Genomic DNA, 16,315 nt, shown 5'->3' with positions numbered 1-16,315 from the left:
AAACTAGTAGTTACAACTACTAGTTAATGATACTTACTGAGTAACCCATATTCCCACGCTTTATGGATTGTTTTCATCCTTGATGCTTCATCTTACACTACCAGAGACGCTATCAGGCGAACATCCTTCATGCTTAGCCAATCCCTATCTCTTGCTGATTGATCCCGGTAATGGGATTATGAGAAAGTACCTTTGGGTCAACCGAGAGCCACCCTTGTTTGAACTCAGACAAATTATTGTTAGACCATAGTACACACATATCCATTAAACAGAAATTATGGCCGTTGCAACCCAGTCTCTCGAAGAACTTTGCATCAATTCCATCCGCTTCTTGGCGATTGATGCTGTAGAAAAGGCCAAGTCTGGTCATCCTGGGCTGCCCATGGGGGCGGCTCCTATGGCATTCGTGCTTTGGGACCGTTTTATGCGGTATAACCCCAAAAATCCCAATTGGTTCAACCGCGATCGCTTCGTCTTGTCGGCTGGTCATGGCTGTATGTTGCAATACGCCTTACTTTACCTAACTGGCTATGATGGTGTAACCATAGACGATCTTCAGCAGTTCCGCCAGTGGGAATCGGTTACACCTGGACACCCAGAAAACTTTGAAACCGATGGGGTTGAAGTAACTACTGGTCCATTGGGACAGGGAATTGCCAATGGTGTGGGTTTGGCAATGGCAGAAGCTCACTTAGCTGCTAGGTTCAACAAACCGGATGCTACCATTGTCGATCATTACACCTACGTCATCCTTGGTGATGGTTGCAACATGGAAGGGGTGTCTGGTGAAGCCTGTTCTTTAGCGGGTCACCTAGGACTTGGTAAACTCATCGCTCTCTACGATGACAACCATATTTCCATCGACGGCTCTACGGACTTAGCCTTTACTGAAGATGTGGGTAAGCGCTTTGAAGCGTATGGCTGGCACGTCCAACATGTAGAAAGTGGTAACACTGATCTCGAAGCTATCAATGATGCCATAGCAGCAGCCAAAGCCGTAACAGATAAGCCGTCTTTGATTAAGGTAACCACCACCATTGGCTATGGTTCTCCTAACAAAGCCAATTCACATGCTGTCCATGGTGCAGCTTTAGGTGGGGATGAAGTGGAGGCCACTCGCCAACACCTGGGATGGGAATATGAACCCTTTGTAGTTCCAGATGATGCTCTCAACCATTTACGGAAAGCTGTGGAACGGGGTACGGAAGCGGAAGCTGCCTGGAATCAAACCCTAGCTGATTACAAAACAAAGTATCCTGAACAAGCAGCAGAATTTGAGCAAATTACCAGTGGCCAACTCCCGGAAGGATGGGAAAAAGCCCTGCCCACCTACACGCCGGAAGACAAGGGAGTAGCAACCCGTAAACATTCTCAAGCCACTCTCAATGCACTCGCTCCCGTACTGCCTCAATTGATTGGTGGTTCCGCTGACCTTGCTCCCTCCAATCTCACTTTATTGAACATATCTGGGGATTTCCAGAAAGGGCAATATGAAAACCGGAACCTGCGCTTTGGCGTCCGGGAACATGGGATGGGGGCGATTTGCAATGGCATTGCCCTTCACAACTCTGGTTTGATTCCCTATGGAGCCACCTTCCTCATTTTCACCGACTATATGCGGGCAGCAATTCGCCTGTCGGCTCTATCAGAAGCTGGTGTAATTTGGGTAATGACCCACGACTCGGTAGCCTTAGGTGAAGATGGTCCGACACACCAACCTGTGGAAACCATTGCTTCCCTAAGGACTATACCAAATCTGGTAGTCCTTCGACCTGCTGATGGCAACGAAACCTCTGGGGCTTATAAGGTAGCTATTGAGCGTCGTAATGCTCCAACTCTCATCGCCTTTACCCGACAAGGTCTACCTAACCTAGCTGGTAGTTCCATTGAAGCCGCGACCAAAGGGGCTTACGTCCTCTCGGACAGCGATGGCACTCCTGACATTATCCTGATTGGTACTGGTAGCGAAGTGTCACTGTGTGTCCAAGGGGCTGAGAAGTTGCGAGAGGAAGGTAAGAAAGTCCGTGTTGTCTCCATGCCAAGCTGGGAACTTTTTGAAGCCCAGGATGAAGCCTATCGGGAATCCGTCTTGCCCAAAGCAGTGACTAAGCGCCTCGGGGTCGAAGCTGGTGTCAGCTTTGGTTGGTGCCGTTACTTGGGTACCGAGGGTGATATGATTAGCATTGATCGCTTTGGTGTTTCTGCTCCCGGTGGCGTCGCTATGGCGAAGTTTGGTTACACGGTTGAAAATGTAGTCGCTAAAGCCAAAGCATTGTTGGGATAATTAACCCAATATAATCCCTAATTCTACCTAACTCAGCTAGGGGCAACATTTCCCTGGTCATGGCAAGGCAAGACTAATCCTTGTTCTAGTGCCAGAGGGAACAAGGGAGAGGAGAAACTCTCCCTTACCTCGACCACCACCAGGGCTGTTTGGTTTTCCGTTACCCCTTAGGCCATTAGCCAAAAGGGGTAAAGCCTGACTTCACCCTTTTGGCAACGTCAGTCCTGATCACGGCAACCTTGTATATTGGAGTATCGCTAAGATATACTTGGATATACTTGATCATGAGCCAGTAGACCATGACCTGTCAAAATCTCATAGCCAAACAGATCAACACAGACAGTGGTCAGAACTATTTGCGTCTATCTGTTTTTGGGAAAACTCAAAATCTATTTAGACAATCTGGTACTCATTGCGCCAGGTTTCAAGACTCTTCCTACCCAAGCAGATGAATAGGCCATGGGTTATGCTGGAGGAGATTCACTTTGAGACCTTTGAGACCATCCCTTAACCTGGTTGACCTGGGATGCCGACTCAGTTGGCACACGAGTAGCCAAGGCGTTTTTAATGGGATTAGCAAAGTACCTTGGAGAACGTTGAACACGCTGGGCTAGTGTTAACAGCACATAGATGGTGATTAAGTAGCCAGTAGCTAGCAGGGGGATCATTAACGACATATCAATGTATAACATAAGAGTGAACAAGAGACAGATAGATGCAACGTTCTATAGAAATCTGCGGCAAAGCCATCCTAAAACCATATAGTTCTAGGATCTGGTTGCGGATAATCAGGTATGGGATACAGGTGTTTACTGCAGTTGACCGTAACCACCCTCGCCTAGCTAACTCCTGATCTTAAGGTGAGAATCATCTCAACTCAGGCTCCCGATTAGGCAACTTTTGGTGGTTATGTCTGGTTTACAACAAGTTGACTCAGTAGAGATACTGAGAGATATCAGTAGAGATCCTGAGACATAGATGGGATAGAGAGGCTTGTCTTGCCTAAGCCTACTTCTTGGCTATGGTGGGATCACCGAATTTAACTCTCCCCTTACCACGTTTGTTTGGAATTCAGTATGTTAAATCTTTAAAACCCTCAATTATCAGGATAGCACAAAAATCCTGGGTAGCCATACCGAGATCGGTACAGACTTAACAAGTCTATACAATTCCTCAAATTTCCTTCCAGTTATGCCATAAACTCAACAAAATTTTCCTATCGGGGACGGTTAGCTTAGAATTAAGAAAGAAATATGTAAACTTTCGTAACTAACTTCTGAGTCGGCTGATCACATGACCTCAGTGACCTCCCTTTTTGCTTCGGTAGAAGCAGATCTGTATCTATTGAGTGAAAACTTAAAAAACCTGATTGGTGCCAGTCACCCAATCTTATACGCTGCAGCTGAACACTTATTCGGAGCTGGGGGAAAGCGGTTACGACCAGCCATTGTATTGTTGGTCTCACGGGCAACGATAACCAACTCCAAGATTACTCCACGTCATCGCCGTCTAGCAGAAATTACTGAGATGATTCACACGGCTTCTCTGGTGCATGATGACGTGATAGACGAGTCAGATGTACGCCGGACGGTGCCCACTGTTAATAGCTTGTTCAATAACCGAATCGCTGTGCTAGCTGGTGACTTTCTGTTTGGTCAATCGGCTTGGTATCTGGCTAATCTGGATAACTTAGAGGTAGTTAAGCTGCTCTCTGAAGTGATTAAAGATATGGCAGAGGGAGAAATCCAACAAGGACTGAGTCGATTTGACACCACGACAACTATAGAAGGCTACTTGGCAAAGACTTATAACAAGACAGCTTCACTGATGGCTAATAGTGCTAAAGCAGCGGGATGCCTAAGTGGTGTTTCAGATCAGGTAGCCGAAAATTTATATCACTATGGACGTAATTTGGGGTTGGCGTTTCAGATTGTAGATGATATTCTAGACTTTACAGCTTCCACAGATGTGTTAGGTAAGCCCGCAGGGTCAGATTTAGTAAGTGGAAACCTCACAGCACCAGTTTTATTTGCCCTCGAAGAAAAACCCTACCTAGAGGTGCTCATAGAGCGAGAGTTTGCCCAGCCGGAGGATAAAGAACAAGCCTTGGCACTGGTCAGGGATAGTAAAGGAATTCAGCGATCGCGGGAAATGGCTGCCAAATATGCTCAGGCAGCAGTTAAAAATATATCAGTGTTGAAACCCTCAGAATCCAAACAAGCTCTGATTGATCTGAGCGACTATGTCTTGAGTCGCTTATACTAGAACCTTGGGTATACTAGAACATTGGAGATTGTACTCTAAGCATGGTTTGGCATGGGTAATCGGTAATGGATAATCGGTAATGGCTCAGGAGTAATGACAATTACCAATTATCTTTTTCCTGATTACCAAAGCCTTAAAATACTAATGCTGAAAATACTGATGCTGTGTAGGTACGCAGTTTTAGTGCATTACTCCAGATCAACCTGATTTATCGAATTGGGGAGTTTGAGGGGAAAGTGCGATTCGTTGGCTATAAACCTTATCCCACAAGGATTTGGGGGAATAGTCGCTAGGTCAGGAAACTGAACCATGACAACTTGATAACCATGATGGTGAAAATCCATCCGGAGGCGAAACCTTAGAATAGTGGTTTGAAGTTACCGTAAGAATTTTGAAGCCTTATTCCATGAGTTTTATCCCTTTTACCCATAGCCTGTCGCCTATAAAGGCTTCAAAATTCTAAGGTTTCATCTCCGGCCTTATTTCATATAACTTAAACTCATAACTCACAGACTGTCGCGCATTTCGGCGACCCTATTCTTACGGTAACTTCAAACCCTCGCGAAATCCGAGTGACAGCCCTACCCTGATTCATAGGAAGTAACACACCTATGGATTAATGCAAGGGTCGAACAGTGAAGCACTGCAAGCCAAAAAATGGTGTTAGTAACAGGCAAGGGACTCATGGGTACGAATAGGAAGATACGTTTAAATCATCGTTACAAACACGTAGCGAAATAAGGCTGATACGCTACCGACAAAACGTCAATGGAATAAAGATTATAGATTTTTCCCTCTATAACGATTTACCACAATATTCCCGGTGAATAGTATCGCCCTAAAAGTCCGCAGAATGGTTATCAGGAACGAATTAACCCTCACATGTACTCTCAGGAAGGTCGAATATTCTGAGTAGGTAGTTAGCCGCAAGTCATGTGGGGGCGAGATTGAGCTCAGTTGCCAATGCTTAGAGTAATATCTAGGATATGCTGACGGACTCACGTTATAGGAAATGGTGTAGTTGTAAGTAGTAATGAAAATGCCCAATACTCGGGGTTTTTCCCCAAAGTCGGAATGGAATAAGGTTAACTGGCGAAAGCTAGAAAAGACTTTATTTAAGTTACAAAAACGAATATACCGAGCCTCACAACGTGGTGATGTCCGCGTGGTTAGAAAGCTGCAAAAGACTCTGATGAAATCCTGGGACGAAACCTTAGAGAGGGTCGCCTTAATTCATATAACTTAAAACTATTACCTATAACCTGTCGCGCTCAATGGCGACCCTCTCTTACGGTAACTTCAAGGACAGCCAAAATGATTGCGGTCAGGCGAGTTACCCAGGAGAACAAAGGTAAAAAGACTGCCGGAATAGACGGGATTAAAACTTTAACCAATAAGCAGCGTCTCGCCTTAGTAGCCAAAATTAAAGTCTCCACAAAGGCACAACCCACCAGAAGAGTATGGATTCCCAAACCCGGACGGACGGAAAAACGCCCATTAGGTATCCCAACCATATATGACCGTGCTCTACAGGCACGCGGCCATTCAGGCTCTTGAACCTGAATGGGAAGCAAAATTTGAACAAGACCGTGAGACGCATTCCCCCACCTGGCCGCAGGCCACGCTACGCGAACGCTCAGGTTTTGAAGTTACCGTAAGATAGGGTCGCCTTATTAAAAAAGATTTAAACCTTTTCTGCATAGCCTGCTGACTATAAAGGCGACCCTATCTAAGAGGATATCTCCCAAGTTTTTTGATACTGAATTTTGCCCCCCTGACCCCCCAACTTTGGGGGGAACAAGAGTCAATTTGCTTCTAAAAGTCCCCCAGAATTGGGGGACCAACGGGGGCTTGGATGTAGCAAATGAGACTTCTCAGACAACCTCTAAGGTTTCGTCTCCGTGGTTAGTCCACGCCAACAACAATTACTAAAAACCTGGAACATTCATTAATCTCTTGTCGTCTAATCTTTTGTAGACTAAAAATTAACTAAGGATATTTTATTAGACCAGTGAAAGCGCCAGCAAAAGTCATACGAACTGACAAATGGAAACTTAATCCGTCCCCCGAACAGAAAGTGTTATTCGGGGAGACGGTCAAAGTTTATCGTCAGGCTTGTAGGTACTTAGTTGGTATTATTTATACTCATTGGTCTGAACTTGGCGAGTTAACAGCAGATCAGTTAACTCCTGCTGTCGAAAAGTTGATGCATAAAACAGCCAAGCGACCTAATGTAAAATATCCTCAGTTCAATAAGGCTTTTCATAAATTTCCTAGCTATTACCGTCGAGCAGCAATCGCATTTGCAGCTGGGCAGGTTAGCAGTTATGTTACCAGATACCGTGAATGGCAGTCTGGTGTCCGAAAAAGGAAAGGCGTTGCTGAATAACGAAATGGTTTAACTATAAAGGGGGATTTTTTGATATTTTAAATAATAAATAAGAAGTCTAATTGATAACTCCAACATTGGTGATGATTTAGAATAGCAAAGAGTTCGCTGATGTAGTCTGGCTAAATAATGTCTCAATCTGGTATTTTCATTTTCTATGTCTTGATGCAGTCGCTCATGGTTTGTTCGCGTTCGCCTTTGGCGTGGCCTACGGCCAAGCGTCGGCAGGCCTTGAAGTTACCGTAAGACAGGCTTGCCTTAATCAATGGAGGCGCGCTTTCCGCGTGAAGAATTAAATTACGGGGTCGCGCCTCAAGTTTTAACCATGCATCTGCATAGCCTACCAACCATAAAGGCTCCCCTGTCTAAGGTTTCGTCTCCGGGGGAAACCACGGCAATAGCGAGTGGGGGGAACCCCCAAGACCGTAATGGTGCGTTTGACCCGTAATTAAATTCGCCACGGGTCGCACCTCTGCCTCCCCAAGACCGCGCTGCATCGCTTAGATACATTTTTAGGCAAAGCAATTTAGTTTTTTCATCGTAACCACGCTCAGTTTTAACCTCTATAAATTGTCGCCCACATTCGTTGCATTTATATCTTTGTTTTCCTCTTTGATGACCATATTTATGAGTTTTATGGCTATGATATTTAGGGCATTCCATGGTTTTCTTTTTAGAATACCATTTTTTGATTCAGCAACGCCGAAATCCTTTCAAGAATATGGATTGCGGTTTGATATCGAGGAAAATTTCTGGGCGTTGCTGATTATGGGTATGGTTCCGCCCCCCTAGCCCCCCAAGCGAGGGATTGCTCGCTTGGGGGGAACAAAACTCTTAAAGTCCCCCAAGCGAGGGATTGCTCGCTTGGGGGATTTAGGGGGCTTTCATAAAATCAGATAATCGCGCATTCATTCCTTAATTCAGCAACGCCAATTTCTGGGATGACCAGTCCAATGGGAGCGAATGTGCAAAAATCCCAAATTCGCTCAGTTCCTGCTTGATCAAGGGCTTAGGTTCATCCTGGCAGTTGCTACGTTATATGTCACAGCCCCTTGGGGTTGAGGTCGTTGAAACCGGTTTTCGTCGATGGGTAGACACACACTGGCCCAGGAGGAAACAGCTATTTTCGGTAGGGTTTGGAGTGGGTCAAAGCCTCCGAGCGAAAATGGCTGGAGACTGATTCGTCGGGTTCGTTTTACATAGGTGCCCTTGACCTTGGCGAATTAAATTCGCCACGGGTCGCACCTGAGTAATCATGATCCTGACCCAGTGATGGCTTCACGAACACAACATGATAAACGACGGTATCGACTGGAATTCAAAATACAAACGTACGAGTACGTGGTTGATTAGTTTTGTCAGTCAACCAGCCCATCAGGTTCTTGCTTGTATCTGTTCCCGTTCTAAAACCAAACACCAAACACCAAACACTTAACACCTAATTATGATCAGAAAATGTTAAAAAAATCAGTCGAAATTTCATTGTTATAGCAGTTCAAGTTATAGGATTACGATCGAATAGCCTGTAGGAGCGCTTAAGCGTACTTGGCAATTACCGCTAATTTTGTGTCGATAACCCCTCATCACAACAGGGTGTATTTAGGATATCCTATGACTAACACTTATGGGATAGGGTCTTGACTCGGGAGCAGTTATTATGGTTAACTGCTAACAGTTAAGCATGAGGGTAGCAGCGGGCAAGCTTTGTCCTACTCCTAGACGGAGATAGGTTAATTTTTAATGTCGCTCTTTTGTGATTTGTAATAAGTCGTAGTTTGGTCTGTATGGAGTAAGCAGATGGATGGTGCTTTTGGGAGCAAAAGGTTAATTGGTAATCACGCCCATCAAGAGGATGAATTGAACTCAAGGGTAAACTCAAATGCGATCGCAAAATCAAGCTCTATTCTGGACTTGATTTCCTCAAATTCCGATCAAGTCAGGGTGTTTGCCTTCGATATCCGAAGCCAACCTCACTTTCAGGGCAAGAATACACTCCAACCTTGGGCGTCACGAGCCCTAGCTGTAGCTGGTTCAGACGATGTCGTGATGATTCCTGGAAATCTGGATGCAGAGTACTACGACTGGCTGAAAAATCTTGGCTTAGGACCCCAGAAAGTCTTTGCCTTCAACCGTGAAAATGAACCAGCACTGCTCTCAGAGCTGATAATGCAAAAAGCGGATGAAGTAAGAGCATTTCTTGCATCGATTGGAAAACCCTTGGTGTTTGTTCCTTATTATTCGGCAGATCTAGATAAACAGGCGGCGTCAACCATTGATGCCGTTTTTTTTGGCTGTGATCAGTCTATTACCTTAAAGTATTTTGACAAGTCCACCTTTAAGGACCTGTGTCAGTCTCTTGGTATTCCCACAGTACCAGGAACTATCCTGAGTAAATCATCAGACTCTGAGGATTTTGAGACAAAACTGCGACAGGAAATCTTAGGTTGGCTTAAGGATTATGAGACGTTACTGATCCGGGGCGCACAAGGGTCTGTAGGCTCATCACTTTATAAAGTTAACAGCAGTAACCTCGACACTGAGATGCCAAAAATGCTGGCATCGGGAGAGAGTTGTTTTTTAATTGAGCCATTCCTTAAAGTCATTACATCCCCCAATGACCAGTGGATGATTGGCAGCAATGGAGAAATTGCTCATCTGGGAGTGACATGCCAGCTATTTAGTGGGTTAAAACATATCGGTAACGTGAAAGGAAAACCCTATTCAAGACGGATAGAAGGGTTAATTCGCGATTACTCCTTCAAAATCGCCCAGCAGATGCGGGATGATGGCTATCTTGGCATCTTAGGCATCGATTATATTGTCACAGATCAAGGAATATTTCCCATCGAAAATAACGCCCGATTGAACGGATCGTCCTTTGCGTTTTTTATTCTTGACAATTTGTTTGGTTCTAGTGACTACGATGGATGCTGGAAGGTGTTGAGACTTGAAATCGAACCCTGTAGTTTTAGCACCCTCCGGGAAAAGATTGGTTCCTTAATTTACCAGGGTAATGGTAATCCGAATTTTGTCTTTCCTTATGAATTTGACACCTTACGAACTCAAGGGGATGTCACTATACTAATTGTAGCTGAGGATTTACATCACCTGGAATACGTTGAGAAAGAACTATTATCTAAGCTAGAGATAGCAGCTCTTAATTAAAGTATGTCAGCTAATAGCTCACAGCTGAAGGCTCATATATAATTATTTTCTCATTAAACAGTACTACACCAGGCCAATTTGTCTTCATAACTAGAAAGTTATGGTCTACTTTATCCTGATCAACCTCACAAATATAGCTTACCTTAGCTATATTTGTGACTTCGCCTAGGGTAGTAGGGCAATTGCAATGGTATTTCCTAGTTCAGAGTACTATTGTATGAAAACTGGGTACCTGTTAAGCAAAAACTAGTACTAGTTTCTGGTTAACCAGTACTGTTGTGTAACAAACGGGTACCCGTTTATCATTAAGCAGTACTGTTGTGTAACAAACTAGTACTGTTGTGTAATAAACGGGTACCTGTTTCTGGTTAACCAGTACTGTTGTATAACAAACGGGTACCCATTTTTCCTTAACGGGTACTCGTTTCTCGTTAACTAGTACTGGTTTGTAACAAAACAGTACCCATTTCTCATTAACGGGTACTGTTTCTCATTAATGGGTACCCGTTTCTCGTTAACGGGTACTGATTTGTGAGTACGGTAGACTTAATAGCAAGGGAAATGTAGTTTAGCCTCTACTATTAGGTTTTTTCTGACGTTTTTTCTTATGCATGCTCTATCAATTCCAACTTGGATTATTCACATTTCCAGTGTTATCGAGTGGATCGCTGCAATTTGGCTAATCTGGACCTATGGTGAAATTACTGGTAATCGTGCTTGGTGGGCATTGTCTTTTGCCATGTTACCAGCATTGGTCAGTGCTATGTGTGCTATCACCTGGCACTTTTTTGACAACCAACAATCCCTGGAGTGGATGGTTACACTCCAAGCAGCGATGACAGTTGTCGGTAACTGTACCCTTTGTGGAGCAGCTTGGTGGATTTGGCGTTCAGCCTAAGGTTGCTACCAATGCCAGGGATAAGTTGTACGGTAAGCTATCAGCTATCAGCTATCAGCTATCAGCTATCAGCTATCAGCTATCAGCTATCAGCTATCAGCTGACGGCTGACGGCTGACGGCTGACAGCTGACGGCTGACAGCTGACGGCTGACGTTTTACGAATCATTTTGACAACCGTTTTTGCTGATCTTCAGATGATTTCTAAAGAGACATTATTTGCCATTTCCCTATTTCCTTACCTAGGATTCTTGTGGTTTCTCACTCGTTCTGGACAAACACCCCGTTTAGCGCTAATCGGATTTTACGTCCTCTTGGTGTTTGTTTTTGTTACCATCCCAGCTGGGATTTATTCCAAGGTAGCTTATCAGGAAGCATTAGCTGATGTGGATTGGCTACATGGCAGTGCTGAGTTTTTTTTAACCCTTTCCAATACTTTAGTAGTACTGGGCTTCCGACAAGCAATTATGGAACATATCGCAAAGGGAACAGGGAACAGGGAACAGGGAACAGGAAACAGGGAGTAGCGATGCAGAGGTGCGACCCGTGGCGAATTTAATTACGGGTCAAACGCACCATTACGGTCTTGGGGAGGCAGTGAGGCCAAAGGGGGTTCCCCCCATGAGCAACTGCCGTGGTTTCCCCCATGAGCGACTGCATCAAGACGGGAATATGGCATTAAAAATTATCACAATTCCTACACGGATTGCTATAAGGGTTTGAAGTAATCAGGTAATTATACCAAATCCGCTTGCCACACCCCCTTTATAAAAAATCGACCAAATCCTTTTATTCGAGGAATCTATAGCTGTTTGGATAAGGGGGGTATGGGAACAGGATTTGGTATTAGATAATGAGGGGATAGGCAGATAAGCTACATAATCTCAAAAAATTCCCTACTGTCACCATCAGTCCTGATCACATCATTGTTTATCTGTTCGTAGATAGGGCAATATATAATTATAGATAAAAGCCCGACTGCTGACCAGTATAATGAGCTACTGTCTCAATCCCACTTGCCCCAATCCCAAAAATCGAGAAGGAACTAAATTTTGCATTGCCTGTGGCTCGAAGTTACTGCTCAAAGAGCGATACCGAGGGATTAAACCTATAGGTCAGGGTGGATTTGGTAAAACCTTCTTGGCTGTGGATGAAGATAAACCTTCTAAGCCTCCCTGCGTGATCAAGCAGTTTTTTCCCCAAGCCCAGGGAACCAATACGGTTCAAAAGGCCGCTGAGTTATTCACCCTCGAAGCGGTACGGCTGGATGAGTTGGGCAAACATCCTCAAATTCCGGAACTGCTGGCGTATTTTTGTCAAGATAGCCAACAGTATTTAGTCCAAGAGTTTATCGATGGACAAAACTTAGTCCAAGAACTGGCAAGTCGGGGTGGATTTAATGAAGCACAAATTCGGGCGCTACTGGATGATTTGCTGCCATTGCTGCAATTTGTTCATCAACATCATGTCATCCATCGGGACATCAAGCCAGAAAACATTATTCGCCGCAGGGGTTCAAGGTCTTCTGTTGTGGGGGGAGCAACTCAGGTCGCTGGTCAACTGGTTCTGGTTGATTTTGGAGCATCGAAAGCTGCTACTGGCACTAGTCTAGGCAAAACTGGGACAGCGATTGGCTCATTTGGTTATGTATCACCAGAGCAAAGTATTGGTAGAGCAGTTTTTGCCAGTGACATCTATAGTCTTGGTATCACTTGTATTCATTTATTGACCGATAGGCACCCCTGTGATTTATTTGATGTCAGGGAGGGTGTCTGGATATGGCGGAACTTTTTGAGTCATCCTATTAGTGATCAGCTTGGTCGCATCATCGACAAGATGATAGCGGGGGCTATTAACCGACGTTATCAATCAGCGACTGAGGTAAGTAAAGATTTGCATCTTCAGACAACTCCCCCAACAGCTCTAAGGCAACAAAAACCAGTTACACCTCTAAGGCAACGAAAACCAGTTACACCAGTCAAATCTACTGTACCATCAAAGCCTGCAGTCGGGGGATTGAATAAAAGGATTGCTCAAGAATTAGAAGAATTAAAGTCTGAAATTATGGGTAATCCGACAACTAAATCAACCCATCAAACCCTTGGTTCTCAGGTGGCTGGTTCTAGTAGTTTACCGAAAACTAAAACTAAACTTGATCGGGAATTGGAGGAGATTCAATCTGAATTTCTTGACTCTTCTAATCCTCAGCAAAATCCTGGTTAAGATTGATAAAGAAGGGAGTAGGGAGTAGGGAGCAGGGAACAGGGCATAGGGCATAGTAAAAAAGAGCTCCGAAGAGTTTTTGATGTTATTAGAAATCAGCAAGATTGTTGGCGTTGCTGAATCTTTGAATAAATAGGAGTAGAGTGGGCATCCTGCCAGCCCCACAATATCGCCGAACAGGCAAGATGCCTATTCCACCTCACTCTTAAAATCATTCTATTATTAACCAACGCCAGATTGTTCATGAACTATTTGTAAATGCTATAGTTTTAGTAAATTGCTGAGAATAGAAGAGCAAAGACTAAACTCCTTATTCAACTCCTGATTACTGGAGCAGTACGGGCATCAAATCCGCTAGCTTTGAGAGCATTAACGGTTACTTGGTGATCTTGGACCCAGTATTTAGAATCAAAACGGACAAATTGATACTGCTGGGGTGCAGCAATAGTTGCTAGTACGGGGAATTTTGCCTGATGTTTTTTACCGGAATGTTTTTGCAGAATCGATTTTAATTGGTTAAGGTTGTTTGTCGTAACTTCCTGAGGGGTAAGTTCTACTACTACTGTTCGTAAACTTTCAATTAGCTCAGCATCTTCAATAATCAGTTGAATTTTCTCATCTCGCTCATCCACCTTCGCCCAAATAATTAAACGGGAATCGGCTTGCAGTAATGAACTAATTTTTTCGTAAGTTTTCGGGAATACAACTCCTTCAGCTTGACCGGTCAGATCTTCCATCTGCACAAAGGCCATGCGTTCATTATTTTTTTTGGTGAGGTGAGGCTTAACTTCGGTGAGCATTACAATAGCACTCAAAGTTGTCCCCTTCTTTTGCTCTGCTAACTCCGCCAAACTGACAGGAGAAAGAACTTGAGCTACTGGACGGGCTGATTTTAAAGGATGGTCAGACACATAAAAACCAAGCAATTCTTTTTCCCAATTTAATTTTTCTTGGCGTGAAAAATCAGACACTGCTGGAGCGCTTGGAGCAGATTCCCAAGCATTATTGTTCTGATCTGGCTCAGAATTAGTGTTGCCAAACAGATCAAAAATGTTCAGCTGACCACTTTCTCGGTCTTTGGCACGGTCTTGCGCCCAACTAATCAATGGCTCCAGGTCTTTGATAAGTTGCTGGCGGTTGGGCTGAATGCTATCAAAGGCACCACAGTAAATCAATGCTTCCAAACCACGGCGGTTAAGGGTGCGCAAATCCACGCGATCGCATAAATCTGCCAAAGCCTTAAACTCACCACCATTCTCCCGAGCCTTGATAATACAATTAATTGCTCCGTGTCCCAAATTCCGGATTGCTGAAAACCCAAACAATATACTATTAGAGATTGGGGTAAAATCCAAATCAGAACGATTGATATCTGGTGGCAAAATCTCAATCCCCATGGTTGAGCAAGTAGCAATATATTTCTGTATCTTGTCCGTGCTGTTACTACTCGCTGTCAGCAACGCTGCCATATATTCAACTGGGTAATTCGCCTTGAGATAGGCAGTTTGATAGGTTACATAGCCATAGGCCGTGGAGTGAGATTTGTTGAAGCAATTGGAAGCAACCATACCGTTTGCCAAAATAAAGTTATGGTCGTCCTTGACACCAATATCATAGACAGGTTGAGTACCTAAGGATTTGCGGCTGATGATTTTAACCATCGATTAAATTGACGAGGTAACTAGACTTTTACTTTTCCTGATTAGGGATTAGGGATTAGGGATTAAATGCTATAACCTAACATTATTAACCTAACATTATTAACCTAACAGTATTTCTAATACCATTAACCATTAACCAAGCACCATTAACCATTAACCTAACCCCTAACACCTAACCCTAAAAACTAAATTGACAGAGTACTAGTACAGAGTACTAGCTTACTAGCTTTTTTTTGATGGCTGAACCTGCACCAATGACTCCCACCGCTAGTAAACCTAATACTGAGAAAGGTTCGGAGACAGGGGTAGCAATGATTTGTCCTCTAATTATCCCTGCTGGGTCATTTTCTGAGTGAAGATTGAAATAGAGATCCGTATCTGCACCAGGAGCAGTAGCCAGCAGTCCAGGAGCAATCTCACTCAAGGAAGTACTGGCAGGATCATCAAGATCCCAAATTCCTGAGATAGTAGTTGAGCCATCCGAGTTAGAGGTAACCGTGCGGTCATCATTATCCTGATCCGGGCCAAAAATACCAAAGACTACCGGACCATTTTCCCCACGGGGAGCTTGGTGAAAATGGAGCAAGGTAGCAACATCTAGAGCATTTGCAGGACTTGCTACATCCGCTAGCTGGCTAAAGTCAACACCAACAACGTTAATACTGTAACTCAGTTCCGTACCAGCATCATTGAGTTTTAAGCTAGCAGAGCCAGTTGCTGGGGATTGGGTAACTCCTCCAGGAGCGACTTCCTGAGCACTGTCCAATGTTGCTTGAAACAGGGTATAGGCACTGGCTGGTGTAATAGCGAAGGATGGCAGTAATGCCAATCCTGTCACTAAGGTTGTAGATGCGAAGAAATGTTTCATGAGTTTATTCTTTAGTGTGTAGAGAATTGGAGATTTGACCGACCTAATAACTATAGTTTTTTTTCATCAGAGAAAAAAGCGGTCAAGCAAGTGTCAACTTTGATAACGTTTTTCTTGCTGAGTTGACGGTTGACCGTTAACTGTTTACTATCCACAAACAACCGTCAACCGTCCACAAAGAACCAGTTATTTATTTACTTCTGATCTAATTCCTCCCCAGTATCAAAAATAATCACAAATTTGACATCAGGCATCAGCTGTCGGAGACTGCGCAAGTGACCCTCTGCATCAGAGCGGTTACGGAAGCGAGCAACAACCACTCGTTGCATTTTGGGTAATAACCGCACAATTAAGCTGTTGCGCATTTAAACTGTGATAACAGCATTGCCTTTGTTTTTTATTTTTCGTACCCATTTTATAATTAACCCTCCTTCATTTAAAAGATGATTTAACAAACATTCTAATTCTTCAATTGATTTGAAAACTCGATTGGCAATATATTCTTTTGCTGAATGCCAAACCAATTCAATTAAGTTATAATCAGGACTATACTCGGGAAGATA

At 43.9% G+C, this 16,315-nt stretch carries 15 protein-coding genes and 3 pseudogenes; 11 read left to right on the top strand and 7 right to left on the bottom strand.

Annotated elements, in window-relative coordinates:
• Positions 1-82 precede the first annotated feature (82 nt).
• Together F6K64_RS34805 and tkt are read left to right on the top strand one after the other, a co-directional pair.
• Complete coding sequence (locus tag F6K64_RS34805) at positions 83-250, top strand: hypothetical protein (protein WP_193431480.1); 168 nt, start codon at positions 83-85, stop codon at positions 248-250.
• 27 nt (positions 251-277) lie between these two features.
• Positions 278-2,284 carry a transketolase gene (gene tkt / locus F6K64_RS34800; protein ID WP_008184696.1) on the top strand — a complete coding sequence of 669 codons (2,007 nt, stop codon included), beginning with the start codon at positions 278-280 and terminating at the stop codon, positions 2,282-2,284.
• A gap of 464 nt (positions 2,285-2,748) precedes the next feature.
• Here the strand turns inward: tkt and F6K64_RS34795 are convergent, their stop codons facing one another.
• On the bottom strand, positions 2,749-2,976 hold the full coding sequence (locus F6K64_RS34795; protein ID WP_131827124.1) for a hypothetical protein: 228 nt from the start codon (positions 2,974-2,976) through the stop codon (positions 2,749-2,751).
• A gap of 601 nt (positions 2,977-3,577) precedes the next feature.
• On the opposite strand from F6K64_RS34795, the gene sds reads away from it, so the two are divergent.
• From sds to F6K64_RS34780, 3 genes and pseudogenes are all read left to right on the top strand, one after another.
• Positions 3,578-4,549, top strand: a complete 972-nt coding sequence (gene sds / locus F6K64_RS34790) for a solanesyl diphosphate synthase (RefSeq protein ID WP_008184698.1) — start codon at positions 3,578-3,580, stop codon at positions 4,547-4,549.
• A 1,033-nt stretch (positions 4,550-5,582) separates the two neighbouring features.
• Positions 5,583-6,131: pseudogene (locus tag F6K64_RS34785) on the top strand (reverse transcriptase N-terminal domain-containing protein); the annotation flags it as partial.
• A gap of 429 nt (positions 6,132-6,560) precedes the next feature.
• Positions 6,561-6,923, top strand: a pseudogene (locus F6K64_RS34780) (hypothetical protein); the annotation flags it as partial.
• A gap of 24 nt (positions 6,924-6,947) precedes the next feature.
• Here F6K64_RS34780 and F6K64_RS34775 read toward each other — a convergent pair.
• Together F6K64_RS34775 and F6K64_RS34770 are read right to left on the bottom strand one after the other, a co-directional pair.
• Positions 6,948-7,109, bottom strand: a complete 162-nt coding sequence (locus F6K64_RS34775) for a hypothetical protein (protein WP_267872037.1) — start codon at positions 7,107-7,109, stop codon at positions 6,948-6,950.
• Positions 7,110-7,511: 402 nt separating this feature from the next.
• Positions 7,512-7,601: pseudogene (locus tag F6K64_RS34770) on the bottom strand (transposase-like zinc-binding domain-containing protein); the annotation flags it as partial.
• Between the two features lie 1,134 nt (positions 7,602-8,735).
• Here F6K64_RS34770 and F6K64_RS34765 point away from each other — a divergent pair.
• The 6 genes from F6K64_RS34765 to F6K64_RS34740 all read left to right on the top strand — a co-directional run bounded on the left by F6K64_RS34765 (position 8,736) and on the right by F6K64_RS34740 (position 13,223).
• Entirely contained in the window at positions 8,736-10,103 is a 1,368-nt protein-coding gene (locus F6K64_RS34765) for a hypothetical protein (RefSeq protein WP_008184713.1), read from the top strand.
• 607 nt (positions 10,104-10,710) lie between these two features.
• On the top strand, positions 10,711-11,001 hold the full coding sequence (locus F6K64_RS34760) for a DUF2499 domain-containing protein (RefSeq protein WP_008184715.1): 291 nt from the start codon (positions 10,711-10,713) through the stop codon (positions 10,999-11,001).
• Positions 10,946-11,119, top strand: a complete 174-nt coding sequence (locus tag F6K64_RS34755; protein ID WP_287250994.1) for a hypothetical protein — start codon at positions 10,946-10,948, stop codon at positions 11,117-11,119. Before F6K64_RS34760 ends, F6K64_RS34755 begins: the two co-directional genes overlap by 56 nt.
• Before the next feature lie 78 nt (positions 11,120-11,197).
• Positions 11,198-11,527: a DUF3593 domain-containing protein gene (locus F6K64_RS34750; protein WP_008184717.1), complete on the top strand. Its 330-nt coding sequence runs from the start codon at positions 11,198-11,200 to the stop codon at positions 11,525-11,527.
• Between the two features lie 19 nt (positions 11,528-11,546).
• On the top strand, positions 11,547-11,723 hold the full coding sequence (locus tag F6K64_RS34745) for a hypothetical protein (RefSeq protein ID WP_154659801.1): 177 nt from the start codon (positions 11,547-11,549) through the stop codon (positions 11,721-11,723).
• Positions 11,724-11,993: 270 nt separating this feature from the next.
• Entirely contained in the window at positions 11,994-13,223 is a 1,230-nt protein-coding gene (locus tag F6K64_RS34740) for a serine/threonine-protein kinase (protein WP_008184719.1), read from the top strand.
• 314 nt (positions 13,224-13,537) lie between these two features.
• Here the strand turns inward: F6K64_RS34740 and F6K64_RS34735 are convergent, their stop codons facing one another.
• From F6K64_RS34735 to F6K64_RS34720, 4 genes are all read right to left on the bottom strand, one after another.
• Positions 13,538-14,884: a helix-hairpin-helix domain-containing protein gene (locus tag F6K64_RS34735; protein ID WP_008184721.1), complete on the bottom strand. Its 1,347-nt coding sequence runs from the start codon at positions 14,882-14,884 to the stop codon at positions 13,538-13,540.
• A gap of 214 nt (positions 14,885-15,098) precedes the next feature.
• Entirely contained in the window at positions 15,099-15,752 is a 654-nt protein-coding gene (locus tag F6K64_RS34730) for a CHRD domain-containing protein (protein WP_008184723.1), read from the bottom strand.
• Positions 15,753-15,946: 194 nt separating this feature from the next.
• A complete protein-coding gene (locus tag F6K64_RS34725) occupies positions 15,947-16,117 on the bottom strand; it encodes a hypothetical protein (protein WP_008184725.1) in 171 nt (56 codons plus the stop codon).
• The coding region (locus F6K64_RS34720) for a transposase (protein ID WP_287265468.1) at positions 16,118-16,315 on the bottom strand (198 nt) is incomplete at its 5' end. It lies immediately after the preceding gene.

The sequence above is a fragment of the Moorena sp. SIO3A2 genome (assembly GCF_010672265.1).
Lineage (GTDB): Bacteria > Cyanobacteriota > Cyanobacteriia > Cyanobacteriales > Coleofasciculaceae > Moorena > Moorena producens.
This window is presented reverse-complemented; position numbering and strand designations above follow the sequence as displayed.